This window comes from Vibrio sp. 10N.261.51.C6, assembly GCF_041471785.1.
Classification (GTDB): domain Bacteria; phylum Pseudomonadota; class Gammaproteobacteria; order Enterobacterales; family Vibrionaceae; genus Vibrio; species Vibrio crassostreae_C.
On sequence record NZ_JBFRPB010000022.1, the window covers coordinates 113,986 to 135,960 of the forward strand.

17 protein-coding genes are annotated in these 21,975 nt (G+C 45.6%); 11 read left to right on the forward strand and 6 right to left on the reverse strand.

What is annotated here, in order from left to right; translation table 11 throughout:
- Positions 1-91: 91 nt before the first annotated feature.
- Positions 92-1,408, reverse strand: a complete 1,317-nt coding sequence (locus AB4375_RS06775; protein ID WP_017069478.1) for a multifunctional CCA addition/repair protein — start codon at positions 1,406-1,408, stop codon at positions 92-94.
- A 36-nt stretch (positions 1,409-1,444) separates the two neighbouring features.
- Between AB4375_RS06775 and AB4375_RS06780 the strand changes: the two genes are divergently transcribed.
- Positions 1,445-3,115, forward strand: coding sequence for an ExeA family protein (locus AB4375_RS06780; protein WP_198928503.1), 1,671 nt, complete (start codon positions 1,445-1,447; stop codon positions 3,113-3,115).
- On the forward strand, positions 3,115-4,107 hold the full coding sequence (locus tag AB4375_RS06785) for a general secretion pathway protein GspB (protein WP_017062918.1): 993 nt from the start codon (positions 3,115-3,117) through the stop codon (positions 4,105-4,107). The genes AB4375_RS06780 and AB4375_RS06785 overlap by 1 nt, the downstream gene beginning before the upstream one ends.
- Before the next feature lie 105 nt (positions 4,108-4,212).
- On the opposite strand, the gene AB4375_RS06790 is transcribed toward AB4375_RS06785, so the two are convergent.
- From AB4375_RS06790 to AB4375_RS06800, 3 genes are all read right to left on the reverse strand, one after another.
- Positions 4,213-4,824 (reverse strand): TIGR04211 family SH3 domain-containing protein, encoded by a 612-nt coding sequence (locus AB4375_RS06790; RefSeq protein WP_017062917.1) that lies wholly within the window; start codon positions 4,822-4,824, stop codon positions 4,213-4,215.
- 205 nt (positions 4,825-5,029) lie between these two features.
- Positions 5,030-6,292, reverse strand: a complete 1,263-nt coding sequence (locus AB4375_RS06795) for an inorganic phosphate transporter (RefSeq protein WP_017069480.1) — start codon at positions 6,290-6,292, stop codon at positions 5,030-5,032.
- A gap of 128 nt (positions 6,293-6,420) precedes the next feature.
- Positions 6,421-7,101 carry a TIGR00153 family protein gene (locus tag AB4375_RS06800; RefSeq protein WP_010434644.1) on the reverse strand — a complete coding sequence of 227 codons (681 nt, stop codon included), beginning with the start codon at positions 7,099-7,101 and terminating at the stop codon, positions 6,421-6,423.
- A gap of 207 nt (positions 7,102-7,308) precedes the next feature.
- Between AB4375_RS06800 and AB4375_RS06805 the strand changes: the two genes are divergently transcribed.
- Positions 7,309-8,826 carry a CYTH domain-containing protein gene (locus tag AB4375_RS06805; RefSeq protein WP_372051237.1) on the forward strand — a complete coding sequence of 506 codons (1,518 nt, stop codon included), beginning with the start codon at positions 7,309-7,311 and terminating at the stop codon, positions 8,824-8,826.
- Between the two features lie 51 nt (positions 8,827-8,877).
- Here the strand turns inward: AB4375_RS06805 and AB4375_RS06810 are convergent, their stop codons facing one another.
- Positions 8,878-9,627, reverse strand: coding sequence for a potassium channel family protein (locus tag AB4375_RS06810; protein ID WP_017069483.1), 750 nt, complete (start codon positions 9,625-9,627; stop codon positions 8,878-8,880).
- A 97-nt stretch (positions 9,628-9,724) separates the two neighbouring features.
- Here AB4375_RS06810 and AB4375_RS06815 point away from each other — a divergent pair, with 97 nt between their 5' ends.
- From AB4375_RS06815 to hldE, 3 genes are all read left to right on the forward strand, one after another.
- Positions 9,725-10,981, forward strand: coding sequence for a methyl-accepting chemotaxis protein (locus AB4375_RS06815; protein WP_048658011.1), 1,257 nt, complete (start codon positions 9,725-9,727; stop codon positions 10,979-10,981).
- A 225-nt stretch (positions 10,982-11,206) separates the two neighbouring features.
- Positions 11,207-14,056 (forward strand): bifunctional [glutamate--ammonia ligase]-adenylyl-L-tyrosine phosphorylase/[glutamate--ammonia-ligase] adenylyltransferase, encoded by a 2,850-nt coding sequence (glnE, locus tag AB4375_RS06820; RefSeq protein WP_372051238.1) that lies wholly within the window; start codon positions 11,207-11,209, stop codon positions 14,054-14,056.
- Positions 14,057-14,177: 121 nt separating this feature from the next.
- A complete protein-coding gene (gene hldE, locus AB4375_RS06825) occupies positions 14,178-15,608 on the forward strand; it encodes a bifunctional D-glycero-beta-D-manno-heptose-7-phosphate kinase/D-glycero-beta-D-manno-heptose 1-phosphate adenylyltransferase HldE (protein ID WP_017069485.1) in 1,431 nt (476 codons plus the stop codon).
- A gap of 114 nt (positions 15,609-15,722) precedes the next feature.
- On the opposite strand, the gene tolC is transcribed toward hldE, so the two are convergent.
- Positions 15,723-17,048: an outer membrane channel protein TolC gene (gene tolC, locus AB4375_RS06830; protein ID WP_017061424.1), complete on the reverse strand. Its 1,326-nt coding sequence runs from the start codon at positions 17,046-17,048 to the stop codon at positions 15,723-15,725.
- Between the two features lie 227 nt (positions 17,049-17,275).
- Here tolC and nudF point away from each other — a divergent pair, with 227 nt between their 5' ends.
- The 5 genes from nudF to parE all read left to right on the forward strand — a co-directional run bounded on the left by nudF (position 17,276) and on the right by parE (position 21,975).
- A complete protein-coding gene (gene nudF, locus AB4375_RS06835; RefSeq protein WP_017069486.1) occupies positions 17,276-17,905 on the forward strand; it encodes an ADP-ribose diphosphatase in 630 nt (209 codons plus the stop codon).
- 4 nt (positions 17,906-17,909) lie between these two features.
- The gene (locus tag AB4375_RS06840; protein WP_008222561.1) at positions 17,910-18,350 is read left to right on the forward strand and encodes a DUF1249 family protein; all 441 of its coding nucleotides are present in this window, start codon (positions 17,910-17,912) and stop codon (positions 18,348-18,350) included.
- 59 nt (positions 18,351-18,409) lie between these two features.
- Entirely contained in the window at positions 18,410-19,234 is an 825-nt protein-coding gene (gene cpdA / locus AB4375_RS06845) for a 3',5'-cyclic-AMP phosphodiesterase (RefSeq protein ID WP_017061426.1), read from the forward strand.
- Between the two features lie 15 nt (positions 19,235-19,249).
- Positions 19,250-19,855: an esterase YqiA gene (gene yqiA, locus AB4375_RS06850; RefSeq protein ID WP_017061427.1), complete on the forward strand. Its 606-nt coding sequence runs from the start codon at positions 19,250-19,252 to the stop codon at positions 19,853-19,855.
- A gap of 239 nt (positions 19,856-20,094) precedes the next feature.
- Positions 20,095-21,975, forward strand: a complete 1,881-nt coding sequence (gene parE, locus AB4375_RS06855) for a DNA topoisomerase IV subunit B (protein WP_017061428.1) — start codon at positions 20,095-20,097, stop codon at positions 21,973-21,975.

Genomic DNA, 21,975 nt, shown 5'->3' on the forward strand with positions numbered 1-21,975 from the left:
CAGACACAGGCAACGGTCTCGCTGTAAGAATTGAAACAAAAGGCCCGCTTAACTGCGGGCTTTTTATACGTTTTAGGTAGAGCGGCGACGATTAACTGCTAGCGAGTTCTGATAGGGCGTTTTCAATTGCGATGGCTCTGCGTTTCTCTTGTTCTTCTCGAATATCTTTGCCTTTAAAACCATCGGTAATGATCGCTTTTACTTCGACTTGAAGCGCCGCTTGGTAGGCGACTTCAAAGCGCGCTTTTTGAGGATAAGGCTGATCTTCTAATCCTTTTCGGCCTGCGTGGTCGGCCTGGCAGCAAAGTAGTATATCGTCGAGCCTATCTGGCTTACGCCAAACATCGAACTTGTTGAGAACCTTGAGAAAGGTGGTTGGTTTGAGCTCGCCTGCGCGGTGGATATTAGAATGTTGCTCGCACACTAACAACGCAAGGTCTCTGAACTCATTGGGCACTCTCACTCGCTCACACAGTTTCTTGATTATCTTAACACCTGTGTGGCAGTGCATTTTATGGCTTGGCCATTCAGCTTGTGGTGTGACGCCTTTACCTAAGTCATGCACTTGAGCTGCAAAGCGTACCGGTAGCGATGGGCTTAATAGTGCGGCTTGCTGAGCAACCATCAGAGTGTGAATACCCGTGTCGATTTCAGGGTGCCATTTTTCAGGTTGAGGGACGCCAAATAGAGCGTCAATCTCAGGTAATACGACTGCCAATGCACCACACTCTTTCAAGACAGAGAGGAACACTTCAGGGTGCGGTGTACTAAGAGACTTATGCCACTCTTGCCAAACTCGCTCTGCAGTAAGGTGTGCCAGCTCACCAGATTGGACGATCTCACTCATCATATCCATGGTTTCAGGTGCAACCGTGAAGTTAAGATGGTGAAGCTTGGCGGCGAAGCGAGCCACACGCAGTACACGAAGAGGGTCTTCAACAAAAGCGTCTGAAACGTGTCTTAAGATACGATCCGAGAGATCTTTCTGGCCATGATAAGGATCGTGAAGTTGGCCTTTATCATCTTGAGCTATAGAGTTGATGGTCAGATCTCGACGCATCAGGTCTTCTTCCAAACTCACGTCTGGCGCGAAGTAACATTCGAAGCCTGTGTAACCAGAGCCTGATTTTCTCTCAGTGCGAGCCAGTGCGTGCTCTTCTTTGGTTTTTGGGTGCAAGAATACCGGGAAATCTTTTCCCACAGCAGTAAAGCCAAGGTTTTCCATCTCTTGAGGGGTACTCCCTACCACGACCCAATCTCTATCATAACTATCAATATTGAGCAGCTTATCGCGCACTGCTCCACCGACTAGATAGCGTTGTAGCCCGTTGTCTTTTGGTAGGCTATCGTAAATTTGCAACTTATCACCTCGAAATGTTTTATCACTGCTGGACTTTACTGCAAGCAATGGTACTTTCCATTAATCGTAATTATAGGGCAGCACATGTATAAGGAATATTTTGGCTTCGTTGAGATGCCATTTTCGATTGTACCAAATTCTCGCTACTTGTTTTTGAGTCAGCGCCATCAAGAAGCGATGCAGAACCTACAAGCCGGTTTAGGCGAGGGTGGGGGCTTTGCGATGCTTACTGGTGAGGTTGGTACAGGGAAAACAACGGTCGCTAAGGCGATGTTGTCTTCATTGGATAGTCATACTCAGGCTGGCCTTATACTTAACCCTACGTTTTCAAATACGGATTTACTAGAAGCTATCTGCGATGAGTTTGAGGTCGAGTACCCAGAACAAGCATCGTTGAAACAGCTCAGTCAGGCTATTCATTATTTTATACTTGATAGCCATGCCGAAGGCATTCAAACCCTATTGGTGATCGATGAAGCCCAACACCTCGCTGCCGATGTGTTGGAGCAGTTACGCCTTCTAACAAACTTGGAAACCGACAATCGTAAGCTGTTAAAAGTACTGTTGGTCGGCCAGCCGGAATTACAACAGCACTTACAAACCACGCAGCTACGTCAGCTAGCACAGCGCATTACTGGTCGTTATCACTTACTGCCTCTTAATACCGAAGAAACGGGCAAGTACATCGCGTTTCGTTTGGAGACGGCGGGTGGCGAGCAGATGTTGTTTTCGAACCGTTCTATCAAGCTGATTGCTCAATATACGCATGGTATTCCAAGGCTCATTAACTTGGTGTGTGATAAAGCACTGCAGTTGGCTTTTCATGACGGTGAGCAGCTACCGAGCAATGAAACGGTTAACCGAGCGTGTCAGCAGGTTATGTCCTTTCAGGCCGATGTGTATCACGTCGAGAAAGCTCTAACTTCTCGTGTCGCGCCTAAGTTATTCCAATACGCAGGGATTGCGACGTTAAGCGTTGGTCTTGCAATAGCGACCTTTAACTTCGCTCCAAGCTATATCAATGCTTGGTTGCCTACGGATGCATCAAATGGAGCAAAGACGGAAGTGTCTGCACAGGCTCAGCGCTCTTTGGTGGCGAATGAACCTCAGTTGGTTGCTGAGCCAAAACCTTCCAAGTTTGCTTTGCCACAAGATATTCAACAGCACTTGATGCAGGGAACCAATCGTTCTCTCGCTATCAAGGACTTGTATACGCTCTGGGGGTATCAGTCTTCACTGCGTGATGGCTTGTGCTTAAGTGAGCCGCAAAGTGTCTTTGTATGCGAGCAACAACAGTCAAATTTGGATACATTGTTAGAGCTTGGCGTACCCGTGGTCCTTAATCTGGATATCGATCAAGAACCAGTGTTTGCTGTGCTTTATGGTGCGTCTGAGGAGTCTGTCGAGCTCCTCGTTAACGAAAAGCTGTTGGTGATGCCGAAGCAATCCTTAGAGCAAATCTGGCAAGGCGATTACGTCGCTATTTGGAAGCAGCCGCTGCGAGAGACCCTTAAAGAGGGCTATCAAGGTGAAGCGGTTGCTTTGCTTGATCTACTGCTTTCTGAAGTATTAGGAGAGGTTGTTTCCGGTAGTGATGTATTTGATTATGAGTTAAAAATGAAAATCGAAGCATTTCAAACGTGGCAAGGTATGTCTGTTGATGGCATTGCAGGTAAGCGCACCTTAGCAAGATTGCAGAGATTAGCTCAACTCGATTCGCCTAAGCTGATGTCACTAGAAGGGGGCGAAAGCTAATGTCACGTATTATGCACGAACTTAAACAGCCGTCTCACAAGCCATCTTCTATTAATCAGCACTCTCTTAGCAAACCAAGCTTCAAAGGCTACCAGAATCATCATGTTCCTAATTCTGCAAAAGGGATGAGCAACAAGCGAGGTTCATCGTTAGCGATGGGGCTACTCTTAATCTTGGTTCCTTCTTTGTTGGTGGGTGGCGTCTTGGCTTATCAATCGTATATCCAACAACAAGAAGCCGTGAACCAAGCTGCCAATGTCGCTCTGCCAGAATTTAAAACTGAATCAGACATTGAGCCTGAAATTGCGGATGCTGATATAGCAAGCATGGATGCCGTGTCTGAGGAAGAAGATGCCTTGTTCACCGTTCGCCCTGCACCGGCGAGCCAACCGTTGAAAGCATTGCCACGCCAAGAGATGTATGCACAGATTGATTCTGGCGCTAATCGTGCAAACACCGCTGGTGGCTCAGCAGTGATCTTCGCTAATGCTGATAACAACACTCAAATGACAGCCAGTTCTGAATCGTCATCCGTTCAGCCAGGCGCGAGTGATGAAACGACTGCTCTGCAATCAAGCACTGATCAGCAATCAAATAGTGACTTACAATCGGACAGTGATCTGCTGCAAGGGCTAGACCTCAGTGAGTTGCCACCTGATTTGGCATTGAAGCTTGAATCCATTATGGGGGAGCAACAAAGCACTCCTGAGCCGATGGACTCTAGACCCGCAGGGCAAAGAGGCTCTCAGGTTATTGAGTTGGAAACGCACACCAATAGCTTATCAGGCGTCCTTCCTAAGTTAGACCTACAAACTCATATGTACTCGAGCAGCGAGACCAAACGTTGGGTAAAAGTGAACGGCCAAGAAGTGGCGCAAGGAGATTGGATTGGACAAGACATTCAATTACTAGAGATTAAGCCACAATCAGTGATCATAGAGTTCAATCAACAGAAGATAGAAATCCCGGCTCTGTACGAGTGGAAAGGTTAGCGATTTCTATACGTATTTAGATAACAGACAAATAAAAAGGAGCACCTCGGTGCTCCTTTTTGATATTCGATACTGAATTTACTGTACCTGATACAAGCGTTAAGTCTACGCCCAACCGTTTGGTGATTTTCTGCGACGAGGCATGATGTGTGGCAGAACAAGGCCTAGAAGTAGACCAATACCCGCAACACCACCACCGTACATGAAGTACTTCAATAGTAGGTCGTCTTTTTGAGTGTCTAGCTTAGCGCGCAGTTCACGGTTCTCTGTTTGAGAACTCGTTAGCTGTTGGCTAATTTCACTGTAGTTCTGTTCTAGTTCAGCAATCTGCTTGTTACGAGAATCTAGAGAGCTTGCTAGGCCAGCTTTTTCGCTGTCAGCACTCTGACGAGCATTCGCTAGCTTGCCTTTAACTTCCGTCAGCTCTTTCTCTAGCTTAGGCATACGCAGTGCCATGCTTTCTTGAGTGCTTACAAACTTGCTTTCAACCCAACCTTTACGGCCACGGTTGTCTTGAATTTGGGTGTAACCCGTACTCTTGTTAGTTTGTAGGAATGTAATCTTTTCACCAGCATCAACACTACCGATGATACGGAATGTGTTGTTTGGGCCAGAATGCATATAAGTAAATAGTTTGTCAGCAATATAACGGTCTTGTGCAAAGGCAGCTGGAGCCGCAAGCATTGCGAACAAAACTAAGCTAATCAGTTTTTTCACAGTAAATCCCTTAACGATTCAAATTGGGTAGGCGTATGAGTCAGCCTCAATCAGCAAATAATATTTAGTTTCTTTATGCGGTGCAACAAAGAAGGGAGGCAAAGCCTCCCTTTCTGTGCGTTTGAGTCAATAATGACATGGCATTTACATATCGTTACTGAAGCTCACACTGTTCTGACGCTAGTATTCACTAACGCAGTCGCGATTACATAGTAAACGCAGCTTGAATTCCGTAGAAGAACACAACAGCAAGTAGAGCACCTGCAGGTAGTGTCACAATCCAAGAAGCCACGATATTACGTACAACGCCTAAGTTTAGTGCTGCGATACCACGAGCAAAACCAACACCTAAAACAGCACCAACGAGTGTTTGTGTAGTAGAGATTGGAAGGCCAGTACCTGAAGCTAGTACAACCGTACATGCAGTTGCAAGTTGTGCAGCAAAGCCACGGCTTGGTGTTAGTTCTGTAATACCAGTACCAACGGTTGCCATTACTTTATGACCCATTGTTGCAAGACCAACAACGATACCGAATCCACCTAGAGGAAGAATCCACCATGCGATAGTACTCTTACCTGTGATTTCACCCATGTGCTCAACGGTTGATACAACAGCAGACAGTGGACCAATCGCGTTCGCAACGTCGTTTGAACCGTGTGCAAATGCCATCGCACAAGCTGTGATAACCATGAGTACAGAGAAGATGCCTTCAACACCTGCAAAGCCGTGGTCTTCTTCGCGGTTAGCGAATTTCTTCTGGATGTATAGGTAACCGCCGATCATTACAAGCGCAGAAACGCCAGCAGCCCAAACCCATGCTTCAGTGTTGCTTAGGTGAAGACCAACGTGCTTAAGGCCTTTCTTGATGGTTACAAGTGCAATTACCATTGTTGTAATGAACATGTATACCGGTACAAAGCGTTTCGCGTTAAATAGCGGGTTCTCTGTATCAAAAATCAGTCGTTGAGCACTTACAAATATGACGTAAGCGAAGAAACCGGAAATAACCGGTGTGACAATCCAACTGCCCACAATGCCTTGAACGCTGCTCCAGTCTACCGCTTCAGTACCTACAGACACACAAGCGAAGCCGATGATTGCACCGATGATTGAGTGAGTCGTAGAAACCGGCCAGCCCATGTAAGAAGCGAGAAGTAGCCATGTACCCGCAGCAAGAAGTGCTGACATCATGCCGTACACAAGTACATCTGGTTGATGAGCGAATAGAGACGTTTCGATAACACCTTTACGGATCGTGTCTGTTACTTCGCCGCCCGCAAGGTAAGCACCTGCGAATTCAAAGATCATTGCGATAATGATCGCTTGTTTAACGGTTAAAGCTTTAGAGCCTACTGAGGTGCCCATTGCGTTCGCAACGTCATTTGCACCAATACCAATAGCCATCAAGAAACCGAAAGCTGCTGCAACAATAATCAGGACAGTGCCGTAGTTAGCAAGGATATCCATCGTAATACCTAGTTGTTTGATAACAAGCGGAACAAATTTAGACGCAAAAAACCGCTCAGCGAGAGGAATACTCAGCGCATAAGTGGTTTGTTCAAAAAATGCTCTTCGTTATATGGTTAACGTATGATTTAAGATCGAGAAAGCATTACTTCAAGACGAGCGCCTACACGCTGTGCTTGATCTGCAATACCACCAACCCATTCAAGAATTTTGTATAAGAACATGATATCAACTGGATTCAGATCGCCTTCAATTGCCATTAGTTGTTGGCGTAGTTCGATCTGCATCGCATCCGTGTCATCTTCAATTACATCTAATTGATGAATCATTTCGGCAACGAGTGTTACTTCACGGCCTTTAAAGCCAGTCTCAAGTAATTCGTCTAATTCATTGATTACGTTTTGTGCTTGGTTCGCTGCATCTAGACAACGTTTAACGTAAGCGATGAAGTTTTCTTGCATAGGAGCAGGAATGACAAGTTGACGACCATATACACGGCCAGCAATGTCTTTCGCTAGGTTTGCGAGTTTGTCTTGTTGCGTTAATAGCTCCAACATATCGGTGCGATCAACTGGCATAAACAAACCACGAGGAAGTTTAAGGCGAATTTCACGTTTTAGTACGTCAGCTTCTTTCTCAAGGTGAGAAATTTGAGCTCGAATTTCTGATGCTTTTTCCCAGTCACCTTTTGAAGAAACTTCAAAGAAATTAACTAGGTGAGAACAACATTCGTTCACGCATACTACGTGACGCTGCAAAGGTTTAATTGGGGACTTTGCAAATAACCCCATAATTGTATTTACTGGCATGGTCATCCAACCTAATAAATAATAACCTTAAAACAACATACACCATATTCATGGTGAAATGTTAAGCGATGGCTACAAAGTCGCGCATGTTAACCTAATCAATCTCTCATTAAAACTGTTTTAGATCATCATAAGGGCGATATTTCTGACTTGCCGACTTTTCAAATTGGCAATATCCTGTCCCTATCTTCACAGAAAGGTATAACTATGGAAACCGAGATAGAACTGAAGTTTTTTGTTTCTCCTGAATTTTCAGAGACTTTACGCAATAAAATTGCTGAAACTAAAGTACTTCAGCACAGTTGTCGTGAGCTAGGTAACATCTACTTTGACACCGCTGACAACTGGCTACGTAAGCACGATACAGGCTTACGCATTCGACGCTTTGATGACGTATTTGTACAAACCGTAAAGACTGCTGGTCGTGTGGTTGCTGGCCTGCATCAAAGGCCTGAATACAATGCAGAACACGACAGCAACGAACCTAAGCTAGCCCTGCACCCAGAGGATATCTGGCCAACAGGTAAAGACATCGAAACGTTGCAAGCTGAGCTGACTCCTCTGTTCTCTACCAACTTCACGCGTGAGCAGTGGTTGATTGGTATGCCTGATGGTAGCCAAGTCGAGGTCGCATTCGATCAAGGCTTTGTTGAATCAGGCGACCTGCAAGAACCGATTTGCGAAGTCGAATTGGAACTTAAATCCGGTCAAACGGATGCGCTATTTACATTGTCTCGCCAATTCTGCGAACAAGGTGGCATGCGTTTGGGTAACCTAAGTAAAGCAGCTAAGGGTTACCGTCTTGCTCAAGGTTATCAAGGAGATGAAGTTACTCATTTGACCTTAGTTGATACTGACAAAAGTGATACCGTTGAATCGTGTTTTATTCAATCTTTAGAGCATGCTCTCGCTCATTGGCATTATCACGAGCAGATTTTCACAGAGCGTCAATCGATTGAAGCTTTGCATGAGATCAGTCACTCGCTGAGTTTTATTCGCCAAACTTTCACTATCTATGGCGGCATTGTCCCTAGACGAGCAAGTGCGATTTTACGTCAAGAGTTGAAGTGGCTTGAGCAAGAGCTCGACTGGCTGAAAAGCTATGATCACTTCGAAGACTTGCTGGAAGATAAAGGCCATGTACTACGTAAACTCGATGCGCGTAAGTTCTTAGTCGCTGAGCTTAAAGAGATGCAAGAGCAACTGCCAGATCGTGAAGATCTGCTTACCTTGCTGAGTTCTGCTCGATACACTGGGTTATTATTAGATCTGAGCCGTTGGATTCTGTCTCGTGGCTGGCAACCTTTCTTAGATGAAAAAGCACGTGAGCAAATGGCTCGTGGTATCGAATGGTTTTCCGTGCAGCAACTCGATCGCACATGGGCCGATTTGATGGAAGCTTTCCCGCCAGAGCGAGTGATGACTAGCCAAGCGTATATTGATCAGCAATACCGTTTGATGCGTAATATGTATTCTGGCGTTGGTTTCGCGAGTTTGTATGATGACGATGAACGAAACAGCTTCCGCTTGCCATGGGCCGATATGGTGCAAGGCATTGATGACTTACTGGCACTTAAAACGTTAGAGCCTTTGACTGAGAAATTGGAAGGCGATGAGAAGCTTCAGCTAGAGCGTTGGTTGGCTCGCCAAGAAGTGTCCATTCTGCATGCGATGGAACAGACACGCCAAATCAGTGTTGAGGTTGAGCCATACTGGCAAGACTAAACTCGATACCTGTATCAATAGAAGTATGAATTTGAAAATAGGGCTCCGGCCCTATTTTTTTGTTTGTTGCTCAAGTTTTTCGAGTCGCTCTAAGATTTTCTGTTGCTGCTCGATGATCTTCTCAAGGTGTTTCTCTTTGTTTTCCGCTCGTTGATTCTCATGATGAGTTGGGGAGGTGATCAAAGAAGTAATCAAGCCTGAAATCATACCAAACACACCGACACCACAGATGATCACCATTGAAGCCACTAACTGACCGGAAGTTGTCACTGGGTAATGGTCGCCATAACCCACAGTACTGATGGTCACAAACGCCCACCATAAAGCATCATTACCTGTAGTGATGTTGGCGTTCGGATCTTTGTGTTCCAATAGCAGGATCGTGCCAGCACCGATAGTCAGTAAGATCACCAAAAGCAGAATGATGGAAGCGAAAGTGGTCTCTTTCCTATTACGAAATAACTCTCTGAAAATACGTTTACTTGAACGCAGAACTAAGATGACTCGCAGAATTTGAAAAATACGGGCGAAACGAAGAGGCTCGATCATTGGGATACTTGCTAAGAAATCGATCCAGTGTACTTTTAGAAATTCTTTTTTGTTTTGTGATCTAAATAGATCAATTGTGAGCTGAAAAAGAAAAACACTACAGATTATAAAATCGAGGCCGATAAGGACTTGTTTCGATTCTTTATCGATCGGTACGAACAATAAGCCTGAGATCACAAATAACGCTAAGAAAGAGAGAATCAGTGACAATAAGCTCATCGGCTTGGTGGCGTCTTTGGTATTATTCAACATTCATACGAGGCTCAAAATAAATCGCGAACTTTGACTGACATAGCCACCTCGCGGATATAGAAGCCATCAATATATAAGAATTAATGGAGAACTGACAATGACTAAACTGTCATTCAAGCCGTGGGAAAGGATAATCTCTGACGTTCGTCTCGTTCCAAAAATGGTCATGTTGATGATATTCAGCACTATCTTGATCATTTCGAAGCAGCTATGGGACGCAAGTACGTTTTACGATTCATTGCTTGCTGTAACCAACAATGCGCAAGTCGCACAACAGCATTACGAGACTTACCTAGTTCAAGTGGCTTGGCAAACAGCCTTGATGATCATTGTGTTTGTGGTTCTTCTGTTAGCAGCGGCGCGCGTTATGCTGCGCCAGACTCAATACCTTAATGACGCCATTAAAACCATGGCAGATAAGAACTTATCAGTGCCGATTCAAATGGATTGTAAAGATGAATACGGCGATGTGGCACGCGAACTTGAAAAAACTCGCGTCCAACTGAACGACATGATCAAAACTCAGGTGGCCTCTTCTGATGAGCTGTTTGCTCTGACGGAAGTGATGACCATCAGCATGTCTGAAACCAAAGAGTCAGCTCAAGAAGAGTTCAACGAGATCGATCAACTGGCAACAGCAATGAGTGAGATGACGTCGACGGTGCAAACTGTCGCTGAGCATGCACAAAGCGCTTCGTCATTGACTGAACAGGCATCAGGCCAAGCTCTTACTGGTCAGAAGTTCGTTCAAGGATCAGTGTCTAAGATGAGTGAGCTATCTTCAGATATCGCAGCATCTGCAGCAGCGGTAAACCAAGTAGAAGAACGCGTTGACTCAATTGGCAGTGTGGTTGGTACTATCCAAGGCATTTCAGAACAGACAAACCTACTAGCATTGAACGCTGCAATTGAAGCGGCACGTGCCGGTGAAGCGGGTCGTGGTTTTGCGGTTGTTGCTGATGAGGTTCGTAACCTTGCACAGCGCACTCAGCAAGCGACGGTAGAGATTCAAGACATGATCAGTCATCTACAAAGCAGCGCTAACTCTGCGGTAGAACTGATGGAGAAGAGTGTTGTTGAAGCGGCTGAAGGTGTTGATCTGGTGACTAACGCGGGAAGTGAGCTTGACGGCATTGTAAGCCAAGTCAATCAAATCAATGATATGAACTTCCAGATCGCGACCGCTGCAGGCCAACAGAGCAGTGTTGCTGAAGAGATGAGCGTCAACCTGACCAATGTACGCGAGCTTGTTGAAGCTTCAGTTGTGGTGGTTGGTGAACTGCTCGAGACCTCTCAGCTTATGGAAAGTAACGCGCAAGAACTCGACGGTAAGATTAAGCAATTTAAGGTTTAGTCCTCAGCACCCAATCTTCATCCGTCAAAGGCTAATTCCCAGAGACTGTTTCTCGGTTGTAAGCTCAACCAGATAAGTTAATCGATAAAACGCCCACATTGCTAATGTGGGCGTTTTTTATTGGCGTAACTTTGGTATAACTTATCTTTAGTTATGAAAACTCGTTATTGAAGAACTGAATCGATAAACCGATTGTTCGGCGCGCAGCTTATACAAGGAAGAAACATGCCATTGCCTTCTCAACTCATCACTCACTCCCAGTCTGCTTTTGAGCAATTATTAGAGCATCAAAGTGAAGCCATCAATACTTGGTCTGAGCCACTGACTGAAGATCTTAAACGTGTACTCGGTTTAAGCTGTTTTATTGGTGATTGCCTGCAGCGTGATACGGTTTTATGTGGTGACTTACCTAATATGTTGGCATGCGAAGAACGCGCTGAAGGATACCGAGAACGCTTGGCTGAATTACTTTCTAGTTGCACCGATGAAATGAGCGGTCAGCGCGTGCTGCGTCAATTCCGAAATCGAGAAATGACCTACATTGCTTGGCGTGATTTTATGGGTTCGTGGGAGCTAGAGCAGAGCCTAAATCATCTATCGATGTTGGCTGAGGCGATGATCTTCGAAACCTACCAATGGCAGTACGATATTTGTTGTAAAGAGTGTGGCACACCTTGTAATGAACAAGGCGAAGCACAGCCGATGTTGATCATTGGTATGGGCAAGCTAGGGGGCGGTGAGCTTAACTTCTCTTCCGATATCGATCTGATCTTCACCTACCCAGAGAATGGTGAAACCCAAGGTGCAAGACGCAGCATTGCCAATGCGCAGTTCTTTACACGTCTCGGGCAACGTATTATTAAGGCGCTTGATCAGCAAACCTTCGATGGATTCTGTTATCGAGTAGACATGCGCCTGCGTCCATTCGGTGAGAGTGGTCCACTGGTCATGAGTTACGCTGCGCTAGAAGATTACTATCAAGAACAAGGTCGCGATTGGGAACGCTACGCTATGGTCAAAGCGCGTGTGATGGGCAGTGAGATGTACCCTGAGTATCAAGAGCTTCGCCAAATGCTACGCCCGTTTGTGTTCCGCCGTTATATTGATTTTAGTGCGATTCAATCTCTGCGCCGAATGAAGTCTATGATCAGCAGCGAAGTGCGTCGTCGTGGTCTCTCGAACAACATCAAGCTTGGCTCTGGTGGTATTCGTGAAGTTGAGTTTATCGCACAAGTCTTCCAATTGATTCGTGGTGGACGCGAGCCTAGCTTACGCGGTCGAGGGTTACTCGAAACCTTAAGTGCGATTGAATCCCTTCATCTGCTAGAGTCTGAAGAGGTGGGGCACCTACGTGAAGCTTATCTGTTTTTGCGTCGCCTTGAGAACCTGTTACAAGCCATGGCTGATAAGCAAACTCAAACCTTACCTGACGGTGAATTCGAACAACTGCAGCTTGCGGTTGCCATGCAATTTTCCGATTGGGATAGCTTGATTGTGGCAACTCGCGCCCATATGGCGAATGTACATACCGTGTTCGAAGACCTAATTGGCGTTGATGAAGATGACGCTAATCCGATCGCGAGCCACTTTAGCGAGTTGTGGGATATGGCCCATAAACCCGATGTAATTGAGCACGTGTTGGAACACGACATTGCGGTCGCGAGCCCGCCTGATGCGGCGAAAACGATCATTCAGTTTAAAGCCGATTTGGCTAAAAAGACTCTTGGCCCTCGTGGGCGGGAAGTCCTCAATCGACTGATGCCGAAAGTGTTTCAAGCGCTGTACACCGCTAAGGATGCCGAGTTTGGTTTGTCGCGAGTACTGCATCTGCTGCATAAAATCGTTACGCGTACCACTTACCTTGAACTACTAGATGAACACCCTGCCGCGTTGACTCAGCTAGTTCGCCTGTGTACGGCAAGCCCGATGATTTCGGAGCAGTTGGGTCGTTATCCAATTCTGTTAGATGAACTTATCGACCCTCAGCAACTCTACAATCCCGTGCCTTTAGAGTCTTACAAGACCGAGTTGCGTGATTATCTAGCCCGTATCCCTGAAGATGATATGGAGCAACAGATGGAAGGTCTGCGTCAGTTTAAGCAGACCTGTATATTGAGAATTGCAGCCGCGGATATTGCGGGTGCTCTACCTGTCATGAAGGTCAGTGATCACCTGACCTACTTAGCAGAAGCCATTGTGGAGGCGGGGGTCAATCAAGCTTGGTTACAAGTATCCGCCAAGTTTGGTGAACCGACCCATGTTAAAGATCGCGAAGGTCGCGGTTTTGCTGTCGTTGGTTATGGCAAAGTCGGTGGTTGGGAGCTTGGTTATAACTCCGATCTTGATATCGTGTTCATGCACGACTGCCCGGTACACATCTATACTGATGGAAAGAAAGAGATCGATGGACGCCAATTCTACTTAAGATTAGCGCAGCGTATTATTCATATTTTCTCGACCAGAACTGCTTCTGGCATTTTGTACGAAGTCGATACTCGCCTACGCCCTTCTGGTGCATCTGGTCTATTGGTGAGTCCAACCGATGCCTTTGACGAGTATCAGCACAATGACGCGTGGACATGGGAGCACCAGGCCCTCACTCGTGCTCGTATGATTTACGGTGATGACTTATTGGTATCTGCGTTTAACAAAACTAGGCATGAGGTTTTGTGCTTGCCACGAGATGAGGCAACACTCAAAAAGTCAGTTGTGGATATGCGTGAAAAAATGCGTGGCCATTTAGGCGGTAAAAAAGCCGATCGATTCATGCTTAAACAAGATGCGGGCGGTATTACTGATATTGAGTTCTTGGCGCAATACTTAGTGCTGAGATACAGCAACGAGAAACCTAAGCTTACTCGTTGGTGTGACAATGTGAGAATCTTTGAAAGCTTGTTGTCGCAAGGGATAATGGACGAGCAACAAGGTATGGCATTGACCAATGCGTACACCACATTAAGGGATGAAATCCACCACCGTAATCTACTTAACCTTGATGCGGATGTGGCGATTGAAAAGTTCGAAATGGAAAGAGAACATGTTGTTCAGGCATGGAAGCAGTGGATGGAAGCATAATTCAGTCATAGCGTAGCGAGTGCTATGTTTATCTTGATAGGCTTTTACTCATTTATCTGTAGTTTAGCCACTGTAATCAGTGTGCTAGACTCTAGCCAGATTCGATTTTTGGAGCTCAACAATGAAACCAATTCTACCTGACTACAGCCAATCAGGTGTTCTTATTGTCGGTGACGTAATGCTTGACCGTTACTGGTATGGCCCAACTGGCCGTATTTCACCAGAAGCACCAGTCCCCGTTGTGAAAGTAGAAAATAACGAAGAGCGTCCTGGTGGTGCTGCCAACGTAGCAATGAACATTGCCTCTCTTGGTGGGCATGCTCATGTTGTTGGTTTGACTGGTAAAGATGAGCCTGCTGAGGTGTTGAAAAGCACTTTAGGTGCTCTGAAGGTTAAGTGTGATTTCGTTGAGTTAGAAGACTATCCAACCATCACCAAACTACGAGTGATGAGCCGTGGTCAGCAGTTGATTCGCTTGGATTTTGAAGACAAATTCGAAAACACCAACCCAGAGCTTATTCTGTCTCGCATGGAGCAAGCCCTACCAAATGTACGTTCGGTTATCTTGTCAGATTACGCGAAAGGTGCATTAGAGCATGTACAGAGCTTCATTCAAAAAGCACGCGCAGCCAATGTTCCTGTATTCATCGATCCCAAAGGCGCGGATTTAGAGCGCTACCGTGGTGCGACATTACTTACACCAAACATGGCAGAGTTTGAGCTGGTTGCAGGTAAAGTGAAATCAGAAGAAGATCTTATCGAGAAGGGTATTGCCTTGATCGAGAAGTATGACTTTGAAGCTCTATTGGTGACTCGCAGTGAAAATGGTATGACTTTATTACGTAAAGGTCAGGCACCATTCCACTTGCCAACCCAAGCGAAAGAAGTGTACGACGTAACTGGTGCTGGTGATACGGTTATCTCAGTACTGGCTGCGTCTGTTGCAGCTGGTAAGCCATTGGATGAGGCGTGTGCATTAGCGAACGCTGCAGCTGGTGTCGTTGTTGGTAAGCTAGGTACGTCAACGTTATCCACGATAGAGCTAGCTGAAGCGATTCACGGCAGTCAAGACACAGACTACGGTGTGATCTCAGAAGCGGCACTGGTTGAAGCGGTGAAGCGTGCTCGTGCGAAAGGCGAGAAGGTAGTTATGACCAATGGCTGCTTTGATATTCTACATGCTGGTCATGTTTCTTACATGAATCACGCGGCTGAGCTGGGCGATCGTTTGATCGTTGCGGTAAATACCGATGAATCAGTGAAACGCTTGAAAGGCCCTGGTCGCCCTGTGAACCCAACTGATCGTCGTATGGCGGTATTGGCTGGCTTAGGTGCAGTTGATTGGGTTGTGCCATTCTCTGAAGATACCCCTCAACGTTTAATCTCTGAGGTACTGCCAAGCATTCTTGTGAAAGGTGGTGATTACAAGCCTGAAGAGATTGCTGGTGGTGCGGAAGTGATTGCTGCTGGTGGTGAAGTGAAAGTACTTAACTTTGAAGATGGTTGCTCTACCACTGAAATCATTAAAGCGATTAAAGGTGGTCGAGGCTAGTTTTTAGTTTTTGGCGTTAAGCTTTTAGTTAGGCAGTAAATCTCGCTTTAATCGATAATAAAAATGCCGCTCAATGAGCGGCATTTTTGTAACGGTAACTTGAGTAATTAAGAGTTACTTACTTGCTACTTTTAGACCTGCGTTTACATCAACAATGTCTTGTTCGCTTAGCGTACCAACTGCTTGACGAAGCTGAAGTACACTTAGGATGTAGTTGTAACGAGCATCTGAAAGGTTTTTGTTCGCATCATATAGACGACGAGTCGAATCTAGTACGTCAACGATAGTACGAGTACCTACATCAAAACCAGCTTCTGTTGCTTCTAGAGCAGACTGAGCAGAAACTACAGACTGTTCGTAAGCGCGTAGAGCACCGATCGAAGCGCTGATGTTGTTGTTGAATGCACGTACGTCTTTTACAACGCTACGGTAAGTTGCTTCTAGATCTTCACTTGCTGCAACGTAGTTGTATTCAGCCTGTTTAGTCAATGAAGTTGTGTTACCACCCGTGTATAGAGGTACAACTAAGTTCAAACCAATGTTTAGGTTGTCTTGGTCGTAATCTTGGGTGCTGTTTGATTGATCTGAAACAGCGTAGCTACCATCTAGGGTTAAGCTTGGTAGGTGACCAGAGCTTGCTAGAGAGATGTTGTCTTTTGCTACGTCTTGAGAGATACGTGCAGCCAATAAGCTAAGGTTCTTTTGTTCTGCTTGTTCAACAAGTGCAACTGCAGACTCAGAAGATTTGCTTGCTGAGAAACGATCAGTATCTAGGATGCTTAGGTTAGAGTGTTCCTGACCTGTAATCTCACGAAGACCTTCGTAGCTATTCGTTAGGTCGTTCTCTGCAAGAACTTCATCAGCCAAAACACCATCGTACTGAGCTTGCGCATCATGTACATCGGTGATTGCTGAAAGACCTACTTCAAAACGTTGCTTAGTTTGTTCTAGTTGACGAGCAACCGCTGCTTTCTCTGCACGAACAAATTCTAGGTTATCTTGAGCGCGAAGCACTTCGAAGTATGCTGTCGCAACACGAAGGATCAAGGCTTGTTGTTCTGCCGCGTAAGCTGAATCAGATTGACGAGCGGTTTTCTCTGCCGTATCTAGTGTGATCCATGAAGAACGCTGGTAAAGCTCTTGGCTGAAGCCGATAGCAGCTCCCCAAGTGTTGTTATCAATGCTTGAATTACCAACACCTGATGTATCTCGATCACCACGATTAATGTCGTAGTTCGCAGTCAAATTGATTTGCGGTAACAAAGAGCTACGGCTTGACGTTACTGCTTCAAAAGCGGCATCGCGCTGCGCTGCTGAACGAAGAAGTTGTGGATCGTTCTGTTTTGCTTGGTCGTAAACTTCAGCTAGCGTATCAGCAAAAGCTGACGAACTCAGGCTGCCAATTGCTGCACTGATAAATAGTGGAAGCAGTTTTTTCATTTTCCTATTCCTGCCTTTTATGGAATTTTCTTTAGAAGAGTTTAACCCAGTTTGGTGGTAATTTACTCGAAACTTTGCACTTTTTTACAGTTAACAGTCCACTTGTGCAATATTTATTTTTTAAAGCTTAACTTTAATTATAAATTTTATATAAAAAGTTGAACCTTATCCTTGGTAGTTAACTCGGACAATGAGTAAACTATAAAGATCACTTAGTGAGGTACCAAATGCAACAGTATGACAATCAACGACATGAGTTTACTCCGCAAGATGTGGAAATAGTCTCAAAAGAGACGCTGTTTCGTGGTTTTTTCAAAATGGTCAAGTACACATTTAAACATAGACTATTTGAGGGAGGCTGGAGCCAACCAATAGAGCGTGAGATGTTTGAGCGTGGACATGCTGCCGCTTTGCTACCTTATGATCCTGTGCGTGATGAAGTGGTGATCGTCGAACAGATCCGTGTCGGAGCCCTAGAGCATGAGAACCCATGGCAATACGAAATTGTTGCTGGGATCATTGATACGGACGAATCGCCACAAGACGTCGCTCGTCGTGAAGCAATGGAAGAAGCCGGAGTCGAAGTCGGATCTGTATTGCCTATTACTTCGTATTATCCTTCATCTGGTGGTTGCTCTGAAAAGCTCGACGTCTTTGTTGGCTGTGTTGATGCAACGACAGCCAAAGGGGTACACGGATTGGACTACGAAGGTGAAGACATTCGTGTACAAGTGATGAGTCGCGAAGCTGCTTATCAGTTGGTAAAAGATAGTGTATTTGAAAATGGAGCCACGATCATTGCGCTACAGTGGCTACAATTGAACTACCAAGAATTACAGTCAGAGTGGATAGATTAACGTCATGCCAAATATCGCGGTCAAAAAACCGTATCATGTTGATCTTGCTGAATTGATGCGAGTTTACGAGACTAACTATGCCAAACTGAACGCTTTGTTACCGGTTGGGCATGAGGTTGGTGACGTTCGCTGTTACCAAGCCGTTAATATGGTGTATCAATTGACAGTGAATGAGGTCACAAAATACACCACATTAATAGATATATGTCAGAGTGATGCGATGCCAGTGTTTCCTTTGCCAAAAATGTCTGTCAGGCTATATCACGACGCTCGAGTTGCAGAAGTGTGCGCTAGCGGGGATTTTTCGCGAGTCAAAGCGAAATATGACTACCCCAACACTAAGCTTCTGCAAAAGGACGAGAAATTTCAATTGAATAAATTTCTTGGGGAATGGTTAACGTTTTGTTTAAAAACGGGTATCAGCCGAACCCCAATTGCCTTTTAATTGAGCCTATTTATCAACACTTTTAAAGTCTAAACAGTAACGTATCTGGATTTGTTATTTTGGAATTATCACACACTTCAAAATTTGATGAGAGCACTATTAAGCTTGTGCAGCTAACGGACACGCATTTATTTGCGCCGAGCAATGGCAGCTTATTAAGCATCAACACTCAAGATAGCTTTCGTGCTGTAGTCGATGGCATTGTTAGTCAGGGCTTTGACTATCAAGCGATTTTAGCAACCGGTGATATATCTCAAGATCACAGTGCTGAGTCGTACCAGAAATTTGAGTCAGGGATTCAGCCTTTGGAAAAGCCATGCTATTGGCTGCCAGGGAACCATGACTTTAAGCCTAATATGGGCAGTGTTTTACCATCACCACAAATACAGTGTGTTGAGCATGTCTTGCTAGGCGATAACTGGCAGATGGTGATGCTAGACTCGCAGGTGGTTGGTGTGCCTCATGGTCGCCTCAGCGATCAACAGCTTGACCTATTAGAACAGAAGCTGACGGAGTTCCCTGAACGTAATACCTTGGTTCTATTGCACCACCATCCATTGTTGGTTGGCAGCGCATGGTTAGATCAACATAACCTAAAAGACGCCGATCAATTTTGGGATGTGGTTCAACAGCACACCAATGTTAAAGCCGTACTGTGTGGTCACGTTCATCAAGACATGAACCGAGATCATCATGGTGTACAAGTCATGGCAACACCGTCGACTTGTGTGCAATTCAAACCTAACTCAGATGACTTCGCGGTTGATACTTTGTCTCCGGGCTGGAGAGAGATTGAATTACATCAAGACGGTACCGTTAGCACGCAAGTTCGTCGTCTGCCTCATGGGCAGTTCTTGCCTGATTTTAAGGCTGCTGGTTACTAATGAAGGCGGTTATTGATGCCAGGCTCTAATCAACAAGCTAATAAGCCATCGCTGCTTCTCTATATTCACGGATTTAACAGCTCATCACGTTCTCATAAAGCGAATGTGATGGCAGATTACTGTGCGGAGCATCGCGCTGATATTAAAGTCGTAACCCCTCAACTGCCGAGTTTCCCTCAACAAGCGGCACTTCATTTACAGCAGCTGGTGGAGCAATACAAAGAGCAATATCAAATAGCGTTGGTCGGTAGCTCGCTGGGTGGCTATCTTTCAACATGGCTGAATAGCCACTATGGTTTTAAAGCGGTGGTTGTAAACCCAGCAGTGAAGCCGTATGAGCTTCTTGCTGACTATTTAGGTGAACAAGTAAACCCATACACAGATGAACGATATGTACTGGAAACAAAACATATTGATGAACTGAAGGCGTTAGAGGTTTCGGCTATCGCTAAGCCGAGCGACTTCTGGTTACTTCAGCAAACGGAAGACGAAGTTCTGGATTACCGACAAGCGGTAGAGAAGTACCAAGGTGCAACACAGACAGTAGAAGAGGGCGGGGATCATAGCTTTGTTGATTTTGAACGCTACCCACAACAAATCATCACCTTTCTAAATCTTTAATCTGTTCCACCAACCAAGTGATTTTCTCTTGTTTGCCTGTTATTTCATCTATCAATGGTGAAATATCATAGTTTGATGTCTTAGTTTTTGAACTAGCTTGACATCATTACTCAGCTTCCAGACTATATTCCCCAATACTTCGCTCGTTCGCTCTACTATGACGGTTCATAGTAATGATTCTGCTTTAGTGAAACTGGAGCCAGCGAACTGACGCAAACTTTTTGAGTAAACTCCGTATTATGACTGAACAATATAATGCAAAAGACCTCGAGGTACTTGAAGGTCTCGACCCTGTGCGACACCGCCCGGGAATGTATACCGAGACAGAAAGACCTAACCACCTTGCCCAAGAAGTCATTGATAACTCGGTCGATGAAGCACTAGCGGGACACGCTAAGAAGATCAAAGTGGTACTTCATGCAGACCAATCGTTAGAAGTTACCGATGACGGCCGTGGTATGCCTGTCGATATCCACCCTGAAAAAGGGATCTCAGGTGTTGAGCTGATTTTAACTAAGCTCCACTCTGGCGGTAAATTCTCGAATAACAACTATAAGTTCTCTGGTGGTCTGCACGGTGTAGGTATCTCGGTTGTAAACGCGCTGTCAAAACGTGTTGAAGTGACCGTACGCCGAGAAGGTCAGGTTCACGAGATCGCACTTGAAGGCGGTCATGCAGTAACAGAGCTTACTGTGACGGGCACTTGTGGTCATCGTAACAGTGGTACATCAGTACATTTCTGGCCTGATCCTAAGTACTTCGATAGCCCTAAATTCTCGACACTTCGTCTGATTAACAACCTACGTGCAAAAGCAGTGCTTTGCCCAGGTTTAGAAATTACCTTTATCGACAAAGTCGGTGGTGAAGAGCATAAATGGTTCTATGAAGATGGTCTAAAAGACTACCTTGCCGAAGGCGTGAAAGGTTACACCTTGCTGCCTGAAGAACCGTATGTTGGCGAATTCGTTGCTGAAACAGAAATGGCAAACTGGGCGATCATCTGGCAGCCAGAAGGCGGCGACATGATCACCGAAAGTTACGTGAACTTAGTACCGACTAAACAAGGTGGTACACACGTAAACGGTCTTCGCCAAGGTCTTCTTGATGCAATGCGTGAGTTCTGTGAATTCCGTAATTTGCTGCCGCGTGGCGTTAAGCTAACGGGCGACGATATCTTCGATCGCTGTTCGTACGTACTGTCGGTGAAGATGCAAGATCCGCAGTTTGCTGGTCAAACAAAAGAGCGCTTGTCTTCACGTCAAACTGCTGCGTTTGTGTCTGGTGTGGTAAAAGATGCGTTTAGCCTGTGGTTGAACGAAAAGCCACAACTGGCAGAACAGCTAGCAGAAGCTTGTATTGCGAATGCCCACCGCCGTATGCGCGCAAGCAAAAAGGTTGTGCGTAAGAAAATCGCTTCAGGCCCAGCACTGCCGGGTAAGCTAACTGACTGTTCAGTTCAAGACTTAAGCCGTACCGAAATCTTCTTCGTGGAAGGGGACTCGGCGGGTGGTTCTGCTAAACAAGCACGTGATCGTGAGTTCCAAGCAGTTATGCCACTTCGCGGTAAGATCCTAAATACATGGGAAGTGTCAGCCGACCAAGTATTGGCTTCGCAAGAAGTGCACGACATCTCGGTGGCTCTAGGCATCGACCCGGACAACGATGATTTATCCGGCCTGCGTTACGGTAAGATCTGTATCCTTGCCGATGCGGACTCGGATGGTCTTCATATCGCGACACTGCTGTGTGCTTTGTTTACTCGCCATTTCCATGCATTAGTTGAAGCGGGTCATATCTATGTGGCAATGCCTCCTCTGTATCGTATCGATTGCGGTAAAGAAGTGTTCTACGCACTTGATGACGCAGAGAAAGACGGTGTGCTTGAGCGACTATCGCAGAAGAAAGCCAAGATCAACGTGCAACGATTCAAAGGTCTGGGTGAAATGAACCCACTTCAGTTGCGTGAAACCACCATGGATCCAAACACTCGTCGCCTTGTGCAGTTAACGATTGATGACAGCGAAGCAACCAACGAGATGATGGACATGCTGCTTGGTAAGAAACGTGCAGATGATCGCCGTACATGGCTACAGACTAACGGTGATATGGCCGAGGTATAA

Coding starts and splice junctions, on each gene's coding strand:
- AB4375_RS06810 (WP_017069483.1), bottom strand. CDS start 9,627: ATGTTGAATAATACCAAAGACGCCACCAAGCCGATGAGCTTATTGTCA.
- AB4375_RS06800 (WP_010434644.1), bottom strand. CDS start 7,101: ATGCCAGTAAATACAATTATGGGGTTATTTGCAAAGTCCCCAATTAAA.
- nudF (WP_017069486.1), top strand. CDS start 17,276: ATGCAACAGTATGACAATCAACGACATGAGTTTACTCCGCAAGATGTG.
- tolC (WP_017061424.1), bottom strand. CDS start 17,048: ATGAAAAAACTGCTTCCACTATTTATCAGTGCAGCAATTGGCAGCCTG.
- AB4375_RS06815 (WP_048658011.1), top strand. CDS start 9,725: ATGACTAAACTGTCATTCAAGCCGTGGGAAAGGATAATCTCTGACGTT.
- hldE (WP_017069485.1), top strand. CDS start 14,178: ATGAAACCAATTCTACCTGACTACAGCCAATCAGGTGTTCTTATTGTC.
- AB4375_RS06840 (WP_008222561.1), top strand. CDS start 17,910: ATGCCAAATATCGCGGTCAAAAAACCGTATCATGTTGATCTTGCTGAA.
- glnE (WP_372051238.1), top strand. CDS start 11,207: ATGCCATTGCCTTCTCAACTCATCACTCACTCCCAGTCTGCTTTTGAG.
- yqiA (WP_017061427.1), top strand. CDS start 19,250: ATGCCAGGCTCTAATCAACAAGCTAATAAGCCATCGCTGCTTCTCTAT.
- parE (WP_017061428.1), top strand. CDS start 20,095: ATGACTGAACAATATAATGCAAAAGACCTCGAGGTACTTGAAGGTCTC.
- AB4375_RS06780 (WP_198928503.1), top strand. CDS start 1,445: ATGTATAAGGAATATTTTGGCTTCGTTGAGATGCCATTTTCGATTGTA.
- AB4375_RS06795 (WP_017069480.1), bottom strand. CDS start 6,292: ATGGATATCCTTGCTAACTACGGCACTGTCCTGATTATTGTTGCAGCA.
- AB4375_RS06785 (WP_017062918.1), top strand. CDS start 3,115: ATGTCACGTATTATGCACGAACTTAAACAGCCGTCTCACAAGCCATCT.
- AB4375_RS06805 (WP_372051237.1), top strand. CDS start 7,309: ATGGAAACCGAGATAGAACTGAAGTTTTTTGTTTCTCCTGAATTTTCA.